Annotated in this window: 16 protein-coding genes; 8 read left to right on the forward strand and 8 right to left on the reverse strand. The window is 61.0% G+C overall.

Going from position 1 to position 22,750, the window contains the following annotated elements; genetic code table 11:
* The 8 genes from RRF55_RS06000 to yegS all read left to right on the forward strand — a co-directional run.
* Positions 1 to 1,108: MdtA/MuxA family multidrug efflux RND transporter periplasmic adaptor subunit (locus RRF55_RS06000; protein WP_439419104.1), on the forward strand; the 1,108-nt coding region annotated here is incomplete at its 5' end.
* A complete protein-coding gene (locus RRF55_RS06005; protein WP_064153695.1) occupies positions 1,108 to 4,230 on the forward strand; it encodes an MdtB/MuxB family multidrug efflux RND transporter permease subunit in 3,123 nt (1,040 codons plus the stop codon). The genes RRF55_RS06000 and RRF55_RS06005, both read left to right, overlap by 1 nt.
* On the forward strand, positions 4,231 to 7,308 hold the full coding sequence (mdtC, locus tag RRF55_RS06010; protein WP_064153694.1) for a multidrug efflux RND transporter permease subunit MdtC: 3,078 nt from the start codon (positions 4,231 to 4,233) through the stop codon (positions 7,306 to 7,308).
* A 1-nt stretch (position 7,309) separates the two neighbouring features.
* Positions 7,310 to 8,725: an MFS transporter gene (locus tag RRF55_RS06015; RefSeq protein WP_004151136.1), complete on the forward strand. Its 1,416-nt coding sequence runs from the start codon at positions 7,310 to 7,312 to the stop codon at positions 8,723 to 8,725.
* Positions 8,722 to 10,200 carry a two-component system sensor histidine kinase BaeS gene (gene baeS, locus RRF55_RS06020; protein ID WP_032412692.1) on the forward strand — a complete coding sequence of 493 codons (1,479 nt, stop codon included), beginning with the start codon at positions 8,722 to 8,724 and terminating at the stop codon, positions 10,198 to 10,200. Before RRF55_RS06015 ends, baeS begins: the two co-directional genes overlap by 4 nt.
* The gene (gene baeR / locus RRF55_RS06025) at positions 10,197 to 10,919 is read left to right on the forward strand and encodes a two-component system response regulator BaeR (protein ID WP_004175198.1); all 723 of its coding nucleotides are present in this window, start codon (positions 10,197 to 10,199) and stop codon (positions 10,917 to 10,919) included. Before baeS ends, baeR begins: the two co-directional genes overlap by 4 nt.
* Before the next feature lie 318 nt (positions 10,920 to 11,237).
* Entirely contained in the window at positions 11,238 to 12,599 is a 1,362-nt protein-coding gene (gene trhP, locus RRF55_RS06030; protein WP_004144192.1) for a prephenate-dependent tRNA uridine(34) hydroxylase TrhP, read from the forward strand.
* A 242-nt stretch (positions 12,600 to 12,841) separates the two neighbouring features.
* Entirely contained in the window at positions 12,842 to 13,738 is an 897-nt protein-coding gene (yegS, locus tag RRF55_RS06035) for a lipid kinase YegS (protein WP_004151134.1), read from the forward strand.
* A 242-nt stretch (positions 13,739 to 13,980) separates the two neighbouring features.
* Here the strand turns inward: yegS and RRF55_RS06040 are convergent, their stop codons facing one another.
* The 8 genes from RRF55_RS06040 to dalT form a co-directional block, all read right to left on the reverse strand.
* Positions 13,981 to 14,754: an ABC transporter ATP-binding protein gene (locus RRF55_RS06040; RefSeq protein WP_004899467.1), complete on the reverse strand. Its 774-nt coding sequence runs from the start codon at positions 14,752 to 14,754 to the stop codon at positions 13,981 to 13,983.
* Positions 14,755 to 14,764: 10 nt separating this feature from the next.
* Positions 14,765 to 15,628 carry an ABC transporter ATP-binding protein gene (locus RRF55_RS06045; protein WP_004180551.1) on the reverse strand — a complete coding sequence of 288 codons (864 nt, stop codon included), beginning with the start codon at positions 15,626 to 15,628 and terminating at the stop codon, positions 14,765 to 14,767.
* The gene (locus RRF55_RS06050; RefSeq protein ID WP_004200464.1) at positions 15,600 to 16,505 is read right to left on the reverse strand and encodes an ABC transporter permease; all 906 of its coding nucleotides are present in this window, start codon (positions 16,503 to 16,505) and stop codon (positions 15,600 to 15,602) included. The genes RRF55_RS06045 and RRF55_RS06050 overlap by 29 nt, the downstream gene beginning before the upstream one ends.
* A complete protein-coding gene (locus RRF55_RS06055; protein ID WP_004149062.1) occupies positions 16,502 to 17,539 on the reverse strand; it encodes an ABC transporter permease in 1,038 nt (345 codons plus the stop codon). Before RRF55_RS06055 ends, RRF55_RS06050 begins: the two co-directional genes overlap by 4 nt.
* The gene (locus RRF55_RS06060; RefSeq protein ID WP_004180553.1) at positions 17,536 to 19,158 is read right to left on the reverse strand and encodes an ABC transporter substrate-binding protein; all 1,623 of its coding nucleotides are present in this window, start codon (positions 19,156 to 19,158) and stop codon (positions 17,536 to 17,538) included. Before RRF55_RS06060 ends, RRF55_RS06055 begins: the two co-directional genes overlap by 4 nt.
* Positions 19,159 to 19,277: 119 nt before the next feature.
* Entirely contained in the window at positions 19,278 to 20,432 is a 1,155-nt protein-coding gene (locus RRF55_RS06065) for a mandelate racemase family protein (RefSeq protein ID WP_064153693.1), read from the reverse strand.
* 297 nt (positions 20,433 to 20,729) lie between these two features.
* Complete coding sequence (locus RRF55_RS06070) at positions 20,730 to 21,392, reverse strand: HAD family hydrolase (RefSeq protein WP_014343330.1); 663 nt, start codon at positions 21,390 to 21,392, stop codon at positions 20,730 to 20,732.
* A 48-nt stretch (positions 21,393 to 21,440) separates the two neighbouring features.
* Complete coding sequence (gene dalT / locus RRF55_RS06075) at positions 21,441 to 22,715, reverse strand: D-arabinitol transporter (protein ID WP_064153691.1); 1,275 nt, start codon at positions 22,713 to 22,715, stop codon at positions 21,441 to 21,443.
* Positions 22,716 to 22,750 lie beyond the last annotated feature (35 nt).

Consider the following 22,750-nt stretch of genomic DNA (forward strand, 5'->3'; position numbering starts at 1 on the left):
GGGGCCGGGCGGCGCACGCCATGGCCGCTTTGGCGCCGCGCTGGCGCCGGTGCAGGCGGCCACCGCCACCGAAGAAGCGGTCCCGCGCTATCTCACCGGGCTGGGTACGGTGACGGCGGCCAACACCGTCACCGTCCGCAGCCGGGTCGACGGCCAACTGCTGAGCCTTCACTTCCATGAGGGTCAGCAGGTCAAAGCCGGCGACCTGCTGGCGCAGATCGACCCCAGCCAGTTTAAAGTCGCTCTCGCCCAGGCGCAGGGTCAGCTGGCGAAAGATCAGGCCACCCTTGCCAACGCCCGCCGCGATCTCGCTCGTTACCAGCAGCTGGTGAAGACCAACCTCGTCTCCCGCCAGGAGCTCGACACTCAGCAGTCGCTGGTGGTGGAATCCGCCGGCACGGTGAAAGCTGATGAAGCGGCCGTCGCCAGCGCCCAGCTGCAGCTCGACTGGACCCGCATTACCGCGCCAATTGACGGCCGCGTCGGCTTAAAGCAGGTCGATATCGGCAACCAGATCTCCAGCGGGGATACCACCGGGATCGTAGTCCTTACCCAGACGCACCCGATCGACGTGGTCTTTACCCTGCCGGAAAGCAGCATCGCCACGGTGGTGCAGGCGCAGAAAGCGGGCAAAGCGCTCAGCGTCGAAGCCTGGGATCGCACCAATAAGCAGAAAATCAGCGTCGGCGAGCTGCTGAGCCTCGATAACCAGATCGATGCGACCACCGGGACCATCAAGCTGAAGGCACGCTTTAGCAATCTGGACGACGCGCTGTTCCCCAATCAGTTCGTTAACGCCCGCCTGCTGGTGGACACCCAGCAGAACGCGGTGGTGATCCCTGCCGCCGCGCTGCAGATGGGCAACGAAGGGCATTTCGTATGGGTGCTGAACGATGAGAATAAGGTCAGCAAACACAGCGTGACGCCCGGCATCCAGGACAGCCAGAAAGTAGTCATCAGCGCCGGGCTTTCCGCCGGAGATCGCGTGGTCACCGACGGGATTGACCGCCTGACCGAGGGGGCGAAGGTGGAAGTTGTCACCGCCAACAGCGGCGAGCAGGCGCAGCCCGCCCCGCGCCAGAGCGGTAAACACGGAGCGCGTTCCTGATGCAGGTGTTACCTCCAGGCCGCACCGGCGGCCCGTCCCGGCTGTTTATTATGCGTCCGGTGGCCACCACTCTGCTGATGGTGGCTATCCTACTGGCCGGGATCATCGGCTACCGCTTTCTGCCGGTCTCCGCCCTGCCGGAGGTTGATTACCCGACCATTCAGGTAGTCACCCTCTATCCGGGCGCCAGCCCGGACGTGGTGACCTCCGCCATCACCGCCCCGCTGGAGCGCCAGTTCGGCCAGATGTCAGGCCTCAAGCAGATGTCGTCGCAAAGCTCCGGCGGCGCCTCGGTAGTCACGCTGCAGTTCCAGCTGACCCTGCCGCTGGACGTCGCCGAGCAGGAAGTGCAGGCGGCCATTAACGCCGCCACCAACCTGCTGCCAAGCGATCTGCCCAACCCGCCGGTCTACAGCAAGGTGAACCCGGCGGATCCGCCGATCATGACTCTCGCCGTCACCTCCTCCGCCATCCCGATGACCCAGGTTGAGGACATGGTGGAGACCCGGGTGGCGCAGAAGATCTCCCAGGTTTCCGGCGTCGGTCTGGTGACCCTCGCCGGCGGCCAGCGCCCGGCGGTGCGGGTGAAGCTTAACGCCCAGGCCATCGCCGCCCTCGGCCTGACCAGCGAAACCGTGCGCACCGCTATCACCAGCGCCAACGTTAACTCCGCGAAAGGCAGCCTCGACGGTCCGGCCCGCGCGGTGACGCTTTCCGCTAACGATCAGATGCAGTCCGCTGAGGATTATCGCCGGCTGATTATCGCTTATCAGAACGGGGCGCCGATCCGGCTCGGCGATGTCGCCAGCGTCGAACAAGGGGCCGAAAACAGCTGGCTCGGGGCGTGGGCCAACCAGCAGCGGGCCATCGTGATGAACGTCCAGCGCCAGCCGGGGGCCAACATCATCGACACCGCCGACAGCATTCGCCAGATGCTGCCGCAGCTCACCGAGAGCCTGCCGAAATCGGTGAAGGTGCAGGTCCTCTCCGACCGGACCACTAACATCCGCGCCTCGGTGCGCGACACCCAGTTTGAGCTGATGCTGGCCATCGCCCTGGTGGTGATGATCATCTACCTGTTTCTGCGCAACGTGCCGGCGACCATTATTCCCGGCGTCGCGGTGCCGCTGTCACTGGTGGGCACTTTCGCGGTGATGGTGTTCCTCGACTTCTCGATCAACAACCTGACGCTGATGGCCCTGACCATCGCCACCGGCTTCGTGGTGGATGACGCCATCGTGGTGATCGAGAACATCTCGCGCTATATCGAAAAAGGCGAGAAGCCGCTGGCCGCCGCGCTGAAGGGCGCGGGGGAGATCGGCTTCACCATTATCTCCCTCACCTTCTCGCTGATCGCGGTGCTGATCCCGCTGCTGTTTATGGGCGATATCGTCGGCCGCCTGTTCCGCGAATTCGCCGTCACCCTTGCCGTCGCTATTCTTATCTCGGCGGTGGTCTCCCTGACCCTGACGCCGATGATGTGCGCCCGCATGTTAAGCCACGAATCGCTGCGCAAGCAGAACCGATTCTCGCGGGCCAGCGAGCGTTTCTTCGAACGGGTGATCGCCGTCTATGGCCGCTGGCTGAGCCGGGTGCTGAACCATCCGTGGCTGACGCTCGGCGTCGCCCTGAGCACCCTGGCGCTGTCGATTATCCTGTGGGTCTTTATCCCGAAAGGCTTTTTCCCGATCCAGGATAACGGCATTATCCAGGGCACCCTCCAGGCGCCGCAGTCGGTCTCCTTCACCAGCATGGCCGAGCGCCAGCGGCAGGTGGCCAGCATTATCCTTAAGGATCCGGCGGTGGAGAGTCTGACCTCCTTCGTCGGCGTCGACGGCACCAACCCGGCGCTGAACAGCGCCCGCCTGCAGATCAACCTCAAGCCGCTGGACGAACGCGACGACCGCGTCCAGACGGTGATTAGCCGTCTGCAGCAGGCGGTGGACGGCGTCCCCGGCGTGGCGCTCTACCTGCAGCCGACCCAGGACCTGACCATCGACACCACGGTGAGCCGCACCCAGTATCAATTCACCCTGCAGGCAAACTCCCTCGAGGCGCTGAGCACCTGGGTGCCGCCGCTGCTCAGCCGCCTGCAGGCCCAGCCGCAGCTGGCCGACGTCAGCAGCGACTGGCAGGACAAAGGCCTGGCCGCCTATATCAAGGTGGATCGCGACAGCGCCAGCCGCCTCGGCATCTCAATGGCCGATGTCGATAACGCGCTGTACAACGCCTTCGGCCAGCGGCTGATCTCCACTATTTACACTCAGGCGAATCAGTATCGCGTGGTGCTCGAGCAGGATACCGAGGCGACGCCGGGCCTGGCGGCGCTGGAGAATATCCGTCTCACCAGCAGCGACGGCGGCATCGTGCCGTTGACCGCCATCGCCACGGTGGAGCAGCGCTTTACCCCGCTGTCGGTGAACCACCTCGATCAGTTCCCGGTGACCACCATCTCGTTTAACGTCCCGGACAACTACTCGCTGGGCGAAGCGGTGGAGGCGATCCTCGCCGCCGAACAGTCGCTCGATTTTCCGACCGATATTCGCACCCAGTTCCAGGGCAGCTCGCTGGCCTTCCAGTCGGCGCTCGGCAGCACCGTCTGGCTGGTGGTCGCCGCGGTGGTGGCGATGTATATCGTGCTGGGGGTGCTGTACGAGAGCTTTATCCACCCGATCACGATTCTCTCCACCCTGCCCACCGCCGGGGTCGGGGCGCTGCTGGCGCTGTGGCTGGCGGGCAGCGAGCTGGACGTGATCGCCATCATCGGCATCATTCTGCTGATCGGCATCGTGAAGAAGAACGCCATCATGATGATCGACTTCGCGCTGGCCGCTGAGCGCGAGCAGGGCATGCCGCCGCGGGAGGCGATCTACCAGGCCTGTCTGCTGCGTTTTCGGCCGATCCTGATGACGACCCTCGCCGCCCTGCTCGGCGCCCTGCCGCTGATGCTGAGCACCGGCGTCGGCGCCGAGCTGCGGCGTCCGCTGGGGATCGGCATGGTCGGCGGTCTGATGCTCAGCCAGGTGCTGACCCTGTTCACCACCCCGGTGATCTATCTGCTGTTCGACCGCCTGTCGCTGCACCTGAAGCGCCGCTTCCCGCGTCAGGAAGAGGAGGCGTAAGTGAAGTTTTTCGCCCTCTTCATTTACCGCCCGGTGGCGACGATCCTCATCTCGCTGGCCATCACCCTGTGCGGCATTCTCGGCTTCCGGCTGCTGCCGGTAGCCCCGCTGCCGCAGGTGGACTTCCCGGTGATCATGGTTAGCGCCTCGCTGCCGGGAGCCTCGCCGGAGACCATGGCCTCGTCGGTGGCCACCCCGCTGGAGCGCTCCCTGGGGCGGATTGCGGGGGTCAATGAGATGACCTCCTCCAGTTCGCTGGGCAGTACCCGCATCATTCTCGAGTTTAACTTCGACCGCGATATCAACGGCGCGGCGCGCGACGTTCAGGCGGCGATCAACGCCGCGCAAAGCCTGCTGCCGAGCGGAATGCCCAGCCGGCCGACCTATCGCAAAGCCAATCCGTCGGATGCGCCGATCATGATCCTGACGCTGACCTCGGACACCTACTCCCAGGGTGAGCTGTATGATTTCGCCTCCACCCAGCTGGCGCAGACCATCGCGCAGATCGACGGCGTGGGCGATGTCGACGTCGGCGGCAGCTCCCTGCCGGCGGTGCGCGTCGACCTCAACCCGCAGGCGCTGTTCAACCAGGGCGTGTCGCTGGACGCGGTGCGCACCGCCATCAGCGACGCCAACGTGCGCAAACCGCAGGGGGCGCTGGAGGACAGCGCGCACCGCTGGCAGGTGCAGACCAACGATGAGCTGAAGACCGCCGCCGACTATCAGCCGCTGATCGTCCACTATCAAAATGGCGCCGCGGTGCGGCTGGGAGATGTCGCCACCGTCTCGGATTCGGTGCAGGACGTACGCAACGCCGGGATGACCAACGCCAAACCGGCGATCCTGCTGATGATCCGCAAACTGCCGGAAGCCAATATCATTCAGACGGTGGACAGCATCCGCGCCCGCCTGCCGGAGCTGCAGCAGACCATTCCGGCGGCTATCGACCTGCAGATCGCCCAGGACCGCTCGCCGACCATCCGCGCCTCGCTGGAGGAGGTGGAGCAGACGCTGGTGATTTCGGTGGCGCTGGTGATCCTCGTGGTGTTCCTGTTCCTGCGCTCGGGGCGCGCCACGCTGATCCCGGCCGTCGCCGTCCCGGTTTCCTTAATCGGCACCTTCGCCGCGATGTATTTGTGCGGCTTCAGCCTCAATAACCTGTCGCTGATGGCCCTGACCATCGCCACCGGCTTCGTGGTGGATGACGCTATCGTGGTGCTGGAGAATATCTCCCGCCATCTGGAGGCGGGGATGAAACCGCTGCAGGCGGCGCTGCAGGGGAGCCGCGAGGTCGGCTTTACCGTGCTGTCGATGAGCCTGTCGCTGGTGGCGGTGTTCCTGCCGCTGCTGCTGATGGGCGGCCTGCCCGGCCGCCTGCTGCGCGAGTTCGCCGTCACCCTGTCGGTGGCGATCGGCATCTCGCTGGCGGTCTCCCTCACCCTGACGCCGATGATGTGCGGCTGGCTGCTGAAAAGCGGCAAGCCCCACCAGCCGACGCGCAACCGCGGCTTTGGCCGCCTGCTGGTGGCCGTGCAGGGCGGCTATGGTAAATCGTTAAAATGGGTGCTGAAGCATAGCCGCCTGACCGGCCTGGTGGTGCTGGGCACCATCGCCCTCAGCGTCTGGCTCTACATTTCGATCCCGAAAACCTTCTTCCCGGAGCAGGACACCGGGGTGCTGATGGGCGGCATTCAGGCCGACCAGAGCATCTCCTTCCAGGCGATGCGCGGCAAGCTGCAGGACTTTATGAAGATCATTCGCGAAGATCCGGCGGTGGATAACGTCACCGGCTTTACCGGCGGCTCGCGGGTCAACAGCGGGATGATGTTTATCACCCTCAAGCCGCGCGACCAGCGCCACGAGACGGCGCAGCAGGTGATCGACCGGCTGCGCAAAAAGCTGGCCAACGAGCCCGGGGCCAACCTGTTTCTGATGGCGGTGCAGGATATCCGCGTCGGCGGCCGGCAGTCGAACGCCAGCTATCAGTACACCCTGCTGTCCGACGACCTGTCGGCGCTGCGCGAGTGGGAGCCGAAGATCCGCAAAGCGCTGGCGGCGCTGCCGGAGCTGGCGGACGTCAACTCGGATCAGCAGGACAATGGCGCCGAAATGGACCTGGTTTATGACCGGGATACCATGTCGCGCCTCGGCATCAGCGTCCAGGACGCCAACAACCTGCTGAACAACGCCTTTGGCCAGCGGCAGATCTCTACCATCTACCAGCCGCTCAACCAGTATAAGGTGGTGATGGAGGTGGATCCGGCCTACACCCAGGACGTCAGCGCCCTGGATAAGATGTTCGTCATTAACAGCGACGGCAAGCCGATCCCGCTGGCCTACTTCGCTAAATGGCAGCCGGCCAATGCCCCGCTGTCGGTGAACCACCAGGGGCTGTCGGCGGCATCCACTATCTCCTTTAACCTGCCCACCGGCCGCTCGCTGTCGGAAGCCAGCGAGGCCATTGACCGCGCGATGACCCAGCTCGGGGTGCCGTCGAGCGTGCGCGGCTCCTTTGCCGGTACCGCTCAGGTGTTCCAGCAGACCATGAACGCGCAGGTGATCCTGATCCTCGCGGCTATCGCCACGGTCTATATCGTGCTGGGGGTGCTATATGAGAGCTATGTGCATCCGTTGACCATCCTCTCGACGCTGCCCTCCGCCGGGGTGGGCGCTCTGCTGGCGCTGGAGATCTTCGATGCCCCGTTCAGCCTAATCGCCCTGATTGGGATTATGTTATTAATTGGCATCGTTAAGAAAAACGCCATCATGATGGTTGATTTTGCCCTGGAGGCGCAGCGCAACGGCAACCTGACGCCGGAAGAGGCGATTTTCCAGGCCTGCCTGCTGCGTTTCCGGCCGATTATGATGACCACCCTCGCCGCGCTGTTCGGCGCCCTGCCGCTGGTGCTCTCCGGGGGCGATGGCTCTGAGCTGCGCCAGCCGCTGGGGATCACCATCGTCGGCGGTCTGGTGATGAGCCAGCTGTTAACGCTCTACACCACGCCGGTGGTCTATCTTTTCTTTGACCGACTGCGGCAGCGTTTTTCGCGTCACTCCTCTCAACCGGTAAGCGAATAACATGACAGACCTCCCGGCCAGCGTGCGCTGGCAGCTATGGATAGTGGCGTTCGGCTTCTTTATGCAGTCGCTGGACACCACCATCGTTAACACCGCCCTCCCCTCGATGGCCAAAAGCCTCGGGGAGAGTCCGCTGCATATGCATATGATTATCGTCTCCTATGTGTTAACGGTGGCGGTGATGCTGCCGGCCAGCGGCTGGCTGGCCGACCGGGTCGGGGTGCGCAATATCTTCTTCACCGCCATCGTGCTGTTTACCGCCGGATCGCTGTTTTGCGCCCAGGCCAGCACCCTCGACCAGCTGGTGATGGCGCGGGTGCTGCAGGGGGTCGGCGGCGCGATGATGGTGCCGGTCGGCCGCCTGACGGTGATGAAGATCGTCCCGCGCGATCAGTATATGGCGGCGATGACCTTCGTCACCCTGCCGGGCCAGGTCGGTCCGCTGCTCGGCCCGGCGCTGGGCGGGGTGCTGGTGGAGTACGCCTCCTGGCACTGGATCTTCCTCATCAATATCCCGGTGGGGATCGTCGGCGCTATCGCCACCCTCTGTCTGATGCCCAACTACACCATGCAGACCCGGCGCTTCGATCTCTCCGGCTTTCTGCTGCTGGCCGCCGGAATGGCGACCCTGACCCTGGCGCTCGACGGCCAGAAAGGGCTCGGCATTTCCCCTGCCTGGCTGGCGGGGCTGGTGGCCGTCGGCCTCTGCGCCCTGCTGCTCTACCTGTGGCACGCCCGCGGCAACGCCCGGGCGCTGTTTAGCCTTAACCTGTTTCGCAACCGCACTTTCTCTCTCGGCCTCGGCGGCAGCTTCGCGGGACGCATCGGCAGCGGCATGCTGCCGTTTATGACCCCGGTGTTTCTGCAGATCGGCCTCGGCTTCTCCCCCTTTCACGCCGGGCTGATGATGATCCCGATGGTGCTCGGCAGCATGGGCATGAAGCGGATCGTGGTCCAGGTGGTCAACCGCTTTGGCTACCGTCGGGTGCTGGTCGCCAGCACCCTGGGCCTGGCGGCGGTCAGCCTGCTGTTTATGTTTAGCGCCCTGGCCGGGTGGTATTACGCGCTGCCGCTGGTCCTGTTTCTGCAGGGGATGATCAACGCCAGCCGCTTCTCCTCAATGAATACCCTGACGCTGAAAGATCTCCCGGACGATCTGGCCAGCAGCGGCAACAGCCTGCTGTCGATGGTGATGCAGCTGTCGATGAGTATCGGCGTGACCATCGCCGGGCTGCTGCTGGGGCTGTATGGCCAGCAGCATATGAGCCTCGACGCCGCCAGCACCCATCAGGTCTTTCTCTACACCTATCTGAGCATGGCGGCGATCATCGCCCTGCCGGCGCTCATCTTTTCCCGGGTACCGGATGACGTCGGCAGTAATACCGTCCTCCGTCGACGCAACAGGAGTGGATCGTGAAATTTTGGCGCCCGGGTATTACCGGCAAGCTGTTCCTCGCTATATTCGCCACCTGCATCGTGCTGCTGATCAGCATGCACTGGGCGGTGCGCATTAGTTTTGAACGCGGGTTTATCGACTATATCAAGCGCGGCAATGAGCAACGCTTAACCATGCTCAGCGACGCGCTGAGCGAGCAGTATGCCCAGCATGGCAGCTGGGCGTTTCTGCGCAATAATGACCGCTTTATCTTCCAGCTGCTGCGCACCTTCGAACGGGATAACGACGACCGCTCGCCGCCGGGGCACGCCATGAAGCCGGACGCCGCCCCGGACGGGCCGCCGCCGGATGGCCCCCCTGACGGCCCGCGCCCGAGGCCGGAAATGCCGCCCCACGGCTGGCGCACCATGTTCTGGGTGGTGGATCAGTCGGGGCGCGTGCTGGTGGGGCCGCGTGAGCGCGTCCCGGAGGACGGCACCCAGCGCAGCATCGTGGTCAACGGCGCGGAGGTGGGCAAAGTGATCGCCTCGCCGGTAGAGCGGCTGACGCGCAATACCGACATTAACTTCGACCGGCAGCAAAAGCGCACCAGCTGGCTGATTGTCGCCCTTGCCACCCTGCTTGCCGCGCTGGCCACTTTCCCGTTGGCCCGCGGTCTGCTGGCGCCGGTGAAGCGGCTGGTGGAAGGCACCCATAAGCTGGCGGCAGGCGACTTTTCCACCCGCGTGACGGTGACCGGCGGCGATGAGCTCGGCCGCCTGGCGCAGGATTTTAACCAGCTCGCCAGCACCCTGGAGCGCAACCAGCAGATGCGTCGCGATCTGATGGCCGATATCTCCCATGAGCTGCGCACCCCGCTGGCGGTGCTGCGCGGCGAGCTGGAGGCGATTCAGGACGGGGTCCGGCGCTTTACCCCCGAGTCGATTCCTTCTCTGCAGGCCGAGGTGGCTACTCTCACCAAGCTGGTGGACGACCTCCATCAGCTGTCGATGTCCGACGAGGGGGCGCTGGCCTACCAGAAAACCTCGCTGGATATTATCACCCTGCTGGAAGTGGCGGCGGGCGCTTTTCGCGAGCGCTTCGCCAGCCGGCAGCTAAGCATTCAGGTGTCGCTCCCGGAGCAGGCGATGATCTTCGGCGACCGCGACCGCCTGATGCAGCTCTTCAACAATCTGCTGGAGAACAGCCTGCGTTATACCGACAGCGGCGGCAGCCTGCACATCACCGCCCGCCGCAGCGGCCAGATGCTGGTGATTGACTTCGCCGACAGCGCCCCCGGCGTCAGCGATGAGCAGCTGGCCCGCCTGTGCGAACGCTTTTACCGGGCGGAAGGATCGCGCAACCGCGCCAGCGGCGGATCCGGCCTCGGGCTGGCGATTTGCCTCAATATCGTAGCGGCCCACGGCGGCACCCTGCGTGCCGACCATTCGCCTTTTGGCGGGGTTAGCATTAAAGTTGAGTTACCTCTGGAACATGATTTACCGAGAGACGTATGACTGAATTGCCTGTAGATGAAAACACCCCACGCATCCTTATCGTGGAAGATGAACCGAAGCTCGGCCAGCTGCTGATTGATTATCTGCAGGCCGCCGGCTATGCGCCTGCGTTGATTAACCACGGCGACAAGGTCCTGCCCTACGTCCGCCAGACGCCGCCGCATCTGATCCTGCTGGATCTGATGCTGCCCGGTACCGACGGTCTGACGCTGTGCCGGGAAATTCGCCGCTTCTCCGATGTTCCGGTGGTAATGGTGACGGCGAAAATCGAAGAGATCGACCGTTTGCTGGGGCTGGAAATAGGCGCCGACGACTATATCTGCAAGCCCTACAGCCCGCGGGAAGTGGTCGCCCGGGTAAAAACCATCCTCCGCCGCTGCAAGCCGCAGCGCGATCTGCAGGCGCTGGACGCCCAGAGCCCGCTGATTGTCGACGAAGGTCGTTTTCAGGCCTCCTGGCGCGACAAGCTGCTGGACCTCACTCCCGCCGAGTTCCGGCTGCTGAAAACCCTCTCCCAGGAGCCGGGCAAAGTGTTCTCCCGCGAACAGCTACTCAACCATCTGTATGACGATTATCGGGTAGTCACCGATCGCACCATCGACAGCCACATCAAGAACCTGCGGCGTAAGCTGGAGGCGCTGGACGCCGAGCAGTCGTTTATCCGCGCGGTGTATGGCGTTGGCTACCGCTGGGAAGCGGACGCCTGCCGGCTGGCGTAGTTAGCCTTTTCCCGGCTCGCGCTGCGCTTCGCCGGGCTACACGTTCACCGCCATCTGCAATCCGTAGCCCGGGTAAGGCGTTTACGCCGCAACCCGGGGAACTCCCTAGAGCCTATCCCACCAGGCGTTATTAACGCTGTCAGTGTGAGTACTGCCCAGGTTCAAAATGGCAAACAAATTAGCCATACTGAAAGATACCTATCTGATATTTACTCCCCTTCGCCGCGGCGCTACAATGCCCGCCCTTAATGTGGGGACACTCCCCAACTCGCCGCACCAGGTGCGGCGAATCTGACCTGTCATCAGAACGAGAACACCATGTTTAAACCAGAACTCCTCTCCCCGGCGGGAACGCTGAAGAATATGCGTTACGCTTTCGCCTATGGCGCCGATGCCGTCTATGCCGGCCAGCCGCGCTACTCGCTGCGCGTGCGTAACAACGAATTCAATCACGAAAATCTGCAGCTCGGCATCAATGAAGCCCACGCGCTGGGTAAAAAATTCTATGTGGTGGTCAACATCGCCCCGCATAACGCCAAGCTGAAAACGTTTATTCGCGATCTGAAGCCGGTGGTGGAGATGGGTCCGGACGCGCTGATCATGTCCGATCCGGGTTTAATCATGCTGGTGCGGGAACACTTCCCGGAGATGCCGATCCATCTTTCAGTGCAGGCCAACGCCGTCAACTGGGCGACGGTCAAATTCTGGCAGCAGATGGGGCTCACCCGCGTGATCCTGTCGCGTGAACTGTCGCTGGATGAAATCGAAGAGATTCGCCGCCAGGTGCCGGAGATGGAGATTGAGATTTTCGTCCACGGCGCGCTGTGCATGGCCTACTCCGGCCGCTGCCTGCTCTCCGGGTATATCAACAAGCGCGACCCGAACCAGGGGACCTGCACCAACGCCTGCCGCTGGGAATACAACGTGGCGGAAGGCAAAGAGGACGACGTCGGCAACATCGTCCACAAATATGAGCCGATCCCGGTGCAGACCGTGGAGCCTACCCTCGGCATCGGCGCGCCGACCGATAAAGTCTTTATGATTGAGGAAGCCAAACGTCCGGGCGAATACATGACCGCCTTTGAGGACGAACACGGCACCTACATCATGAACTCGAAAGATCTGCGGGCTATCGCCCACGTTGAGCGTCTGACCCAGATGGGCGTTCACTCGCTGAAGATCGAAGGCCGCACCAAATCCTTCTACTACTGCGCGCGCACCGCTCAGGTTTACCGCAAGGCGATCGACGATGCCGCCGCCGGCAAACCGTTCGATACCAGCCTGCTGGAGACCCTGGAGGGGCTGGCCCACCGCGGGTACACCGAAGGCTTCCTGCGCCGCCATACCCATGACGATTATCAGAACTACGAGTACGGCTACTCCGTCTCCGAGCGCCAGCAGTTTGTCGGCGAATTCACCGGAGAGCGTAACGGCCCGCTGGCGGCCGTGGCGGTCAAAAATAAGTTCAGCGTCGGCGACAGCCTTGAGCTGATGACCCCGCAAGGTAACGTCAACTTCACCCTTGAGCATATGGAGAATGGCAAAGGCGAAACCATGCCGGTGGCCCCGGGCGATGGCTATACCGTCTGGTTGCCTGTGCCGGATGACCTGCCCCTGCAGTATGCCCTGCTGATGCGCAACTTTACTGGTCAAACAACCAGAAATCCGCACGGTAACTAGTTAATTTGCGTTATTTTTTCACGATGTAAGGATATTAGAATCGGATCACATACCGTTTCGATCGAAACAGGTATCATCCATTTCGCTGAAAAACATAACCCATAAATGCTAGTTGTACCAGGAACCACCTCCTTAGCCTGCGTAATCTCCCTTACGCGGGCTTATTTTTTTGCCTCTCCTCCGGTCTTCGCTTGCGTCATGCGGTACACTTTATGCAACATTAAGCAATAAAGGTTCCCTTGATGATGTCTACGTTTCCTGCCAGCTTACTGATCCTTAACGGCAAAGGTGCCAATGAACCGCAGTTACGCGAGGCGGTTAACCTGTTACGCGACGAAGGGATCGATATTCACGTCCGCGTCACCTGGGAAAAGGGCGATGCCGCTCGGTTTATCGATGAAGCCCTGCAGCTGAACGTTGAAACGGTGATCGCCGGCGGTGGCGATGGCACCATTAATGAAGTGGCGACCGCGCTGGTGGAGCGCGGCGGCAAGATGGCGCTGGGGATTTTACCGCTGGGCACGGCTAACGACTTTGCCACCAGCGTCGGTATTCCGCAGGACCTGGCCAGCGCCCTCAAGCTGGCGATCGTCGGCCGCGATGTGCCGATAGATATCGCCCGGGTGAATGATAAAACCGGCTTTATTAATATGGCGACCGGCGGGTTCGGCACCCGGATCACCACCGAAACGCCGGAAAAACTCAAGGCCGCGCTCGGCGGTGTCTCTTATTTAATCCACGGTCTGATGCGCATGGATACCCTGAAGCCGGACCGCTGCGAGATCCGCGGGGAGAACTTTCACTGGCAGGGCGATGCGCTGGTCATCGGCATCGGCAACGGCCGCCAGGCCGGCGGCGGTCAGCAGCTGTGTCCGGAGGCGTTGATTAACGATGGTCTGCTGCATCTGCGCATTTTCACCGGCGAAGAGCTGATCCCTGCCCTGTTCAGCACCCTGGCGAATCCGGAAAACTCGCCGAATATTGTTGACGGTGTCTCCTCGTGGTTTGAGATCACCGCCCCCCATGAGATGACCTTTAATCTCGACGGCGAGCCGCTCAGCGGCAAAACCTTCCGTATGGAGCTGTTACCGGCGGCCCTGCGCTGCCGGCTGCCGCCCGACTGCCCGCTGCTACGCTGATCAGGCTTCGCAAAGCAAAGACGGCGCCCGGCTGGTATACAGCAGCCGGGTTCGTTGATTGAGCCTCTGAATGTTAAGGTAAAACGGCACCTGCGGCTGCAGGGAAAAAACCTGGGCAGGATATCGATCCAAACACCGCGCTTACATTAACAGACGATACCCACAACCACAAAAAACCTATAACATCAAATAGTTACCTATTAAAATGGGCACATCTGCCGTGAGACAATGCGCCATAAAGCTTAGTATTCCGCCACCTCGCGCGCCATTTCGCGCGTATATTGCCGACTGGCGTTAACCAGCATCTGCGTATAGGCCATCTGCGCCTGGCCGCTGACCAGCGCATCGACCGTCAGGGTTTCGAGGATCTTCCCGTACTGCATCACCGCCACTTTCTGGCATAAGTGGGCAATAACCCCAAGATCGTGGGTGACCATCAGGTAAGTGAGCTTAGCCTCCCGCTGCAATTCTGCCAGCAGGTTAAGGATCTCAGCCTGCACCGACACATCCAGCGCCGACGTCGGCTCATCCAGCAGCAGCACCTGAGGCTCAAGAATCAGCGCTCTGGCTATTGCCACGCGCTGCCGCTGCCCGCCGGAGAGCTGATGCGGATAGCGCTCGCGAAAGGCGCGGTTGAGGCCTACTTTATCCAGCAGCACATTGATCCGCCGGTCGCGGTCGTTGATACGATGGATCTGCAGCGGCTCTTCGAGGATATCGCCAATGGTGTGACGGGGATGCAGCGATCCGTAGGGGTCCTGAAATACCATCTGCACCTGACGGCAGCGCTCGCGGCTAATTTCATGCCCTAAGGGCTGAGCATCGATGGTCAGTTCCCCCTGCCAGTGGGTAAACAGCCCCGCCAGGCACTTGAGCACCGTCGTTTTACCGGAACCGGACTCTCCTACCAGACCGTAGATCTCGCCGGGCTTAACGTGGAAACTGACGTCATACAGCACCTGGTTACGCTTCTCCCCCTCGCCAAACGCGAGGTTGAGATGTTGAACTTCAATCATTATCCGCTCCTTAATCCGTTAACCAGCTGGCCTGACGCTGCAGCACCGGCAGTATCGGGCGACGATGCTGCATATCCGGCAGCGAGTTAATCAATCCCTGAGTGTAGGGGTGACGGGCGTTATCGAGATCTTTAGCGGCGATGGACTCCACTACCCGTCCGGCGTACATCACCAGCACCCGGTCGCAGAAGCTGCGCACGAGGTTGATATCGTGGCTGATAAAAATCAGCCCCAGCCCGCGCGACTGAACCAGGTCATCCAGCAGGCCCAGCACCTGCAGGCGCACCGACACGTCCAGCGCGGAGGTGGGCTCATCGGCAATGATCAGCTCCGGGTCGGTAATCAGCATCATGGCGATCATGATGCGCTGTCCCTGTCCGCCGGATATTTCATGCGGATAAAGCTGATAAACGCGCTCCGGCTGGCGAATACGCACCACCTCCAGCATCTCCAGCGCCCTGGCTTTCGCCTCATCTTTGCGCCCGGGATGATGAGTAAGCCAGGCCTCGGCGATTTGCTTACCCACGCAGACCACCGGATTCAGCGAATATTTCGGATCCTGCATAATCATCGAGATACGTTTGCCGCGTACGCCGCGCATCTGCGCTTCGCTAAGATGCTGCAGATCGAGGTCGGCAAACTGCATCCGGCTGGCGCTGACGCGGGCCTTTTTCGGATGCAGCTGCAGCAGCGCGCGCCCAACGGTGGACTTACCCGAACCGGACTCGCCGACAATGGCCAGCTTCTCATGCCCCAGCTGGAAGGAAACGCCGCGCACGGCGTGGGTCACCGCGCTACCGTTAACAAAGTCGACGCACAAATCGCGCACGTCGAGCAGCGGTGCATTATTCACTACGGGGATCGAGGATGTCACGTAGGCCATCTCCTAAGAAGTTGAACGCTAAGCTATTGATCAGAATCGCCAGCCCCGGAATGGTTACGACCCACCAGCACTCCATCATATAAGTGCGCCCGCTGGAGATCATCGCTCCCCACTCCGGCTCTGGCGGCTGCGCGCCGAGGCCGAGAAAGCCTAGACCGGCCGCGGTCAGAATGATCCCGGCCATATTCATGGTGATACGGATAATGACCGAGGGCAGACACAGCGGCACGATATGGCGCCAGAGGACGCGGGCCGATGAAGCGCCCTGCAGACGCACGGCGGAGATAAAATCAGCCTGGCGCAGAGAGAGCGTTTCGGCGCGCGCCAGACGGGCAATCGGCGGCCAGGCGGTCAGCGTGATGGCGATAACCACGTGCTCCAGCCCCGGTCCTAAAGCGGCGACAAACGCCAGCGCCAGGACCAGACTCGGGAAGGAGATGAAAATATCGGTGACGCGCATCAGCACCATATCGACTTTACCGCCGAAATAGCCGGCACTGACGCCCAGCAGCAGTCCGAGCGGACCGACGGTCACTGAGACCAGCAGCACGATATAGAGCGTGATGCGGGAGCCGTACACCAGGCGACTAAAGATATCTCGGCCAAACTCATCGGTGCCGAACCAGTGCTGCGCATTCGGCGCGACCAGCGCACTATTCAGGTCCTGTACCAGCGGGTTATAAGGCGCAATCAGCGGCGCGAAAATCGCCACCACCAGCAGCATAAAGATAATTCCTCCGCCGATGGCCGTGAGCGGATTGCGCGCCATTTTGCCGATAAACCCGACGGCCCGCGCCGCCGCGCGTTGCAGCCGCTGACGGCCTTCGCCCGCACCACCCGAAAGCGGCGAATCCAGAGAAACGGTCATGATTTTGTCCTCGGGTCAAAGAATTGATACAGCATGTCGGAGAGCAGGTTGAGCATCACGAAGATCACCCCCACCAGCAGCACGCAGCCCATCACCGCATTCATATCGCCCAGCAGCAAGCTTCCGGTAAGGTAGGAGCCAAACCCCGGCCATGAGAAGACGGTTTCAATCAGCACCGCGCCTTCCAGCAGCGCGCCGTAGGCCAGCGCCACCACCGTCAGCAGTTGCACGAGGATGTTACGAAACGCATGGTTCCAGATAACCTGGCGCTCGGTCAGCCCTTTCACCCGGGCGGTAATAATGAACTCCTGCGACAGCTGGGCCAGCATAAAGCTGCGGGTCATACGGCTGATATAAGCCAGCGAGTGAAAACCCAGCAGCGAGGCGGGAAGAATCAGATGATTAATGGCGTTCCAGAACACCTGGCCGTTGCCGGCCAGCAGCGCATCAACGGTCATCAGCCCGGTGCGGCGCGGCACCACACCATCCAGCCCGAGATCTACCCTCCCGGCGCCGCCTACCCAGCCAAGCCAGGCATAGAACACCAGCAGCCCCATCATCCCGACCCAAAAGATCGGCGTCGAGTAGCCCGCCAGGCTGATAATGCGTACCACATAATCGGAGACGCTATTGCGCCGCGCCGCCGCCAACACGCCCAGCGGAATACCAAGACCCGCGCCGACAATAATCGCCATCGTTGCCAGCTCCATGGTGGCCGGGAAGACGCGGATAATATCGTCCACCACCGGTTTCCCGGTCAGCAGCGCGTTGCCCAGATCGCCGTGCAACAGGTTGACGAAATAGATGCCAAACTGGGTGGTCAGCGATTTATCAAACCCCAGCTGCTGGTAAACCTGCTGATAGGTACTCTGGTCAGCATCCGGGCCGACAATCGCCAGCACCGGGTCGATGGGCATGACGCGGCCAATGGTAAAGGTCAGCAGCAGCAGGCCGAACAGTGTAATCACCACCTGCAGTAGCCGTTTTGATAAGCGCCGGCCGCGTGAGCCGGGCGCAAGGATTGCGGTACTCATCCTTTCTCTCCTTCGCGGACTTTATAGACGTCACGCAGAAAAGTGGTGGCGGAGGGGTGCGGCTGATACTCCCGTACCTCGTTGCGCACGACGACCGAATCAACCATCTGCGAAAGCGGAATTAAAGCCGGAACCAGCTGGTCGTAGCGTGTCTGGATGGCCTGGTAGTCAGCCACCTGTTTTTGCGGATCGCGTTCCAGCAGGGCCTGGTCAATCATCGTATTCAGTTGCGGGTCGTAAAAACCGGTACGCCAGCCCTGGAAGTTGGTCAGGCGCGCCTTATCGCTGTTATCCGGGTTATAGACCAGCGCGCGCAGGCTGGAGTGCGGATGCGGCTCCATCCCGCTGCCGCCGCGACCTACCAGCAGGTCAAATTTACGCTCGCGCATTGCGCCGTAGATCTGGTTACCAGTGCCGGTGATGATTTTGGCGTTAATCCCCGCCTGCATCAGCGTCGACTGCACGGCGATAGCGATGTTAAGAAATGGCTGATCGGAGAGTACCCGCAGCGTGGTATCAAAGCCGTTGGGATATCCCGCTTCCGCCAGCAGCTTTTTCGCCCGCGCCACGTCCAGCCTGTAGCCGGGATCGGGTAGCGTGGACGGCATTCCCGCTTTGATAGGCCGCTGGTGCAGCACGCCGTAGCCCGGCATCAGCGCTTTATTGATACCTTGGTAATCAATCAGATAGCGCACCGCCTCGCGCACTTTCGGATTGGCGAAGTGCGCCTCTTTCATGCTCATCGCCACGTAGTACATGGTGCCGCGCTGCACCGCATCGACGGTCAGCTGCGGGTCGCTGCGCAGGGCGTTGATATCGGAAACCGCCATATTGTTGGCAATATCAAGGTCGCCTTTTTCGATCATCAGGCGCAGAGTTTGCGACTCCTGGAAATGACGCAGTACCACGCGGCTCATTTTCGCCTCGCCGCGCCAGTAGTCAGGGTTGCGCTTCATGCGCAGCACATCTTTCGCCTGCCAGGTTTCGAGGATAAACGGCCCGGAACCGGCTTCATGGGTGGTTAGCCAGCGGTTACCCCAGTCGTTATCCTGCTGGTGGCTTTGCACCGTTTTACTGTCCAGCACTCCGAGGTTGCCCAGCGCCGCCAGCGAGTAAATCACCAGCTGCGGATCGTTATCTTTGGGTAATACGATTTGCACCGTGAAGCGGTCCGGCGCGCTGACCTGGCTGTCGATATTTTTCTTACTGAAGCCATAGGATTTCCATACTGAGGCCTGGGCCAGGTTGAGGTGCAGGATGCGCCGCATTGACCACACGACGTCGGCGGCGGTCAGCGGGTTGCCGGAGTGAAACTTAACGTCATCGCGCAGATGAAAGGTCAGGGTTTTGCCGTCGGGGCTGATATCCCAGGATTTCGCCAGCGCGGGCCTGACGGTGGTGAGCTGCTCAGGGTCAAGCTCCACCAGCGAGTCGTAGAGGTTGACCACGATCCCCACCACTTCGTTACCGGTCATCGCCGCCGGGTCAAGGGTGAGCAGGTTATTCATATTCATGCCGATGATCAGCTGGTCGGGCGGCGTTTTCGCCACCGCCTCCCCGCTCCCCATCGACATGGCGAGCGCGAGAATACACGCTCCCAGTAAGGAGGTTTTTTTCATATCTCTGTTTGCCTGTACTGTAGGGTACATGTTGCCGGATGGCGGCATTTTCGGCTTATCCGGTCTACCGGGCCGCAGGCTCGATAAGCGCAGCGCCATCGGGTATTTATTTTTTTAAATCAGTCGTGGCTAACGGTATTGGCTTCGATATACGCAAAATTAATGTCTTCACCGAGACCCGGACGTTGTGACAAATGCACAAATCCCTGGTCATCCATCGGGTCGACAATGCTGTTGAGATAGGCCGCCGGTTCATCGTAGTCGAGGAACGGATGCAGCAGGCCGCGCTCGTACCAGCGGCAGTTGCGGATCGCGCCCACCACCGCCAGGCTTGCCGCTCCGTTGCCGTGGACTTCGCAATCCATGCCGAAAGATTCCGCCAGCGCCGCCACCTTCATGGTCGGTGTAATCCCCCCCACGCCGTTAGCGCCGGCGCGCAGAATGTCGCAGGCACCGGCTTTCACCCATTCGGCGCGCATGTGGTGCTTGCCGCCGAAGCTCTCCGGCCCGACGATGGGAATCGACAGGTTTTCCGCCAGCCACGCATAGGAAGACATCGAATCCTCCTCCATCGGCTCTTCAAACCAGGCGAAATTGAGTTTTTCCAGCTCTTTGCCGATCCACAGCGCCTCGGCGCGGCTGTACCAGTGATAGCCATCAATCATCAGGTCAATATCCGGCCCTACGGCTTCGCGCACCGCCGCGCAGGCTTTAATGTCCATTTTGGGATTGGGCGCAAAAGAGATTGGCGGCATCCAGGTGTGCAGTTTGATGGCCTTGTAGCCGCGGGCGACCAGCTTCTCAGCAAAAGCGGCATACTCTTCCGGGGTCGACAGGCCGCCCGGCAGATCGTCGCCGCACATGGTGCTACCGTAAGCCGGGACAGTGTCGCGATAGCCGCCGAGCAGCTTATAAACCGGCATCTTAAGGCTGCGGCCGATCAGGTCCCACAGCGCCTGTTCAACAAACGACAGCGCGCGCTCCGTTAGCTGATGTGCGCTGCCGCGCTGCCAGTGGTTAAGATCCTGCCAGAGACGCTCACGGTTAAACGGGTCCTGTCCCACCAGCACTTTGCGAAAAAAAGTATTCACCACGAACGGGCGCACGACTTCCGGAGGCGCAAACGAAAAGCCCTGCGCCCCATCATCAGCGGTGATGGTCAGCATCGCCATTTTGGCCATGCTTTCAACCCCCGGATGGGAGTGCCCGGCGCTGTCGGAAACCCGACGAGTGGGATATTGGAAAACGGTGACATTCACAGATTCAATTTTCATGCTCGGTCCTTATCACGGCCAAATCCGATCGACATAAGCAGATCGGCAAAGCGGTTTTACATTATTGAAAATACGTTTCAATATATAATCTAAGCACAACTTCGTAGTAGTGCCTCGGACAAACACCGCTAAGCAAGGCCATAAATTTGGGCATTGGCACAACAAGACTTGACTGTTTTCACAAAAGATGAGCGAAATGTGAGGCAGATCGACCAGGAGAAAAAAGGGCGTGAGCGCAGAGAAGAGATTAACCGACCAGCTACATCCCGGGAATGTCTGCGCCCACAAATGGCTGACTTATACCACCGCCGCTGGCTCCGCGCTAAGCGCTTCCAGCAGTTCAGGTAAGGTTTGATAGCGGCCAGCGGCGGCCTGAAAACGCGCGTGCTGGCTATCTTCTGCAATCACTATCGTGGCAATCCCCGCCGACTGGGCCGCGCAAAAGCCGGTAAAGCTATCCTCAATCACCAGACACTGGCTGGCGTTGAGATTGAGCTTCCGCAGCGTCGTGAGGTACACCGCCGGGTGCGGTTTGCCGCATGGTTCATCATCCGCGCTGGAGATCGCGTCAAAAAAGTGCCAGAGCGAAAGCTTGTTCAGCACAGCGGCAATAACCTGACGAGATGATGACGTGGCGAGCGCAATCTTATAACCCGCTTCGCGAAAATAGCGTAACGCCTCCTGCACCCCGCGCATCGGTTCGCCTTTCGCGGCAATCAGGCGGGTGATGCGCTGCAGGATGGCGTCTTCAAGCCGCTGCGGAGCGAGATCAAGCTGAAAATAGCGGCACCAGGTGCCGGCAATGTCGTCGAGGCGCTTGCCCTTGGTCAGGGTTTCACATTCAGCAACGCTCGCCGTTGCCCCCCACTGCGCGAGGGCGTCAATCTGCGCCTGACGCCACAGCGCCTCGGAATCAATAATCACGCCATCCATGTCAAAAATAACCGCCTGCATACTCATTCGTTCACCTCATTAAGGCTGGCATGAAGCGCATGCCAGCCGCAGTACCTACGAGAATTCAACCTGCTCGCGGGCTGCTTCCTTGTGGGAGAACCCCGGCTGCTCCACGCGGATAAAGGCGCAGAGGAAAAAGGCCACCACGTACAATGCGGTATAGGCGATCACCACCCCGATGGTGCTGAAGAACGGCAGCAGCACCACGGCAATCGCCGGCGCGAGAAAGTTCGACATCCCCGCCGACAGGTTATAGACCGAAATGGCCGCGCCTTTATGCTTCGGCTCCAGCGCCGGGAACACGGCCGCCAGCGGCACGAAGGCGGCGACAAAGATCCCGAGGGCGATGGCGGGGATCAGCGCCATCGCAAAGCTATGGCCAAAGTGCTGAGGAATGTAGTAAAACGCCAGGCTGGAGAGCGCCATCCCGATGCAGCCGAACCAGCGCACCACCTTCATCCAGCCCAGTTTTTCCCCGAGGATCCCCCACAGCACGTTAGAGAAAATGGTGGTGAAGAAGAAGACTGCCCATACCTGGAGCCATTCTGAAGTGCTGAAGCCCAGCTCATCGACAAACATCATCGGCATAATCACCGCAAAGCCGAACAGCGAGAGGGTATTGATAATCCTCACCATGCTCGACAGCAGAATATTGCGGTTGGTATAGAGCAGCGTCGCGGCGCGTCCCAGCTCGGAAAACTTCTCACGGGTGGTGAGATTCTGCATATGCTGCGGCGTTTGAATATGGCGCAGGGAAACCAGGGCAATCACGCCCCCGGTAAGGCAGAAGGCCAGCGCCAGCCACAGGGTGCCCATTTCGCCAATGTGCGGAATGGTAAAGCTCGGAATATAGCTGCCGAAGACCCCGATGCCGATGGAATACACCGCCCAGAACCAGCCGATGGCCGAGCTGGCGTTGTCGCTTTTGACGTTATGGACAATCGCCACGATAAACGAGTAGAGGAACAGCGGATAGGCGAAGCCGCGGATGCCGTAGAAAAGCAGGATCAGCGCATAGTTGGCGTGACCGAGGCCGAAAACGAGGAACAGCATGTGGAATACGCACCACAGCACGAAGCCAATCATCATCGTTTTCAGCGGGGTGATAATTTCCGCCACCACCCCGGAAATCCACGCCGACAGCGCAGCGGCCAGGCCGTAGAGGGTAAAGGCAAAGGAGGCCTCCGCCGGAGAGAAGCCGAGCGCTTTGATATAGTGCGACAGAAAGGCTAATTCAAAACCGTCGCCGGTCATAAATACGGCAATGGCGATGTATCCCCAGAGCAGGTTCAGGGGTAAACCGAGCCACTGTTTATTATTGATAGACATAATGACCTCGTTTTCAGGGTACAGGGTGGCCGCGC

This window comes from Klebsiella sp. K47 (assembly GCF_051858335.1).
Classification (GTDB): domain Bacteria; phylum Pseudomonadota; class Gammaproteobacteria; order Enterobacterales; family Enterobacteriaceae; genus Klebsiella; species Klebsiella pneumoniae.

Coding starts and splice junctions, on each gene's coding strand:
- RRF55_RS06005 (WP_064153695.1), top strand. CDS start 1,108: ATGCAGGTGTTACCTCCAGGCCGCACCGGCGGCCCGTCCCGGCTGTTT.
- RRF55_RS06015 (WP_004151136.1), top strand. CDS start 7,310: ATGACAGACCTCCCGGCCAGCGTGCGCTGGCAGCTATGGATAGTGGCG.
- baeR (WP_004175198.1), top strand. CDS start 10,197: ATGACTGAATTGCCTGTAGATGAAAACACCCCACGCATCCTTATCGTG.
- trhP (WP_004144192.1), top strand. CDS start 11,238: ATGTTTAAACCAGAACTCCTCTCCCCGGCGGGAACGCTGAAGAATATG.
- yegS (WP_004151134.1), top strand. CDS start 12,842: ATGATGTCTACGTTTCCTGCCAGCTTACTGATCCTTAACGGCAAAGGT.
- RRF55_RS06040 (WP_004899467.1), bottom strand. CDS start 14,754: ATGATTGAAGTTCAACATCTCAACCTCGCGTTTGGCGAGGGGGAGAAG.
- RRF55_RS06050 (WP_004200464.1), bottom strand. CDS start 16,505: ATGACCGTTTCTCTGGATTCGCCGCTTTCGGGTGGTGCGGGCGAAGGC.
- RRF55_RS06055 (WP_004149062.1), bottom strand. CDS start 17,539: ATGAGTACCGCAATCCTTGCGCCCGGCTCACGCGGCCGGCGCTTATCA.
- RRF55_RS06060 (WP_004180553.1), bottom strand. CDS start 19,158: ATGAAAAAAACCTCCTTACTGGGAGCGTGTATTCTCGCGCTCGCCATG.
- RRF55_RS06065 (WP_064153693.1), bottom strand. CDS start 20,432: ATGAAAATTGAATCTGTGAATGTCACCGTTTTCCAATATCCCACTCGT.
- RRF55_RS06070 (WP_014343330.1), bottom strand. CDS start 21,392: ATGAGTATGCAGGCGGTTATTTTTGACATGGATGGCGTGATTATTGAT.
- dalT (WP_064153691.1), bottom strand. CDS start 22,715: ATGTCTATCAATAATAAACAGTGGCTCGGTTTACCCCTGAACCTGCTC.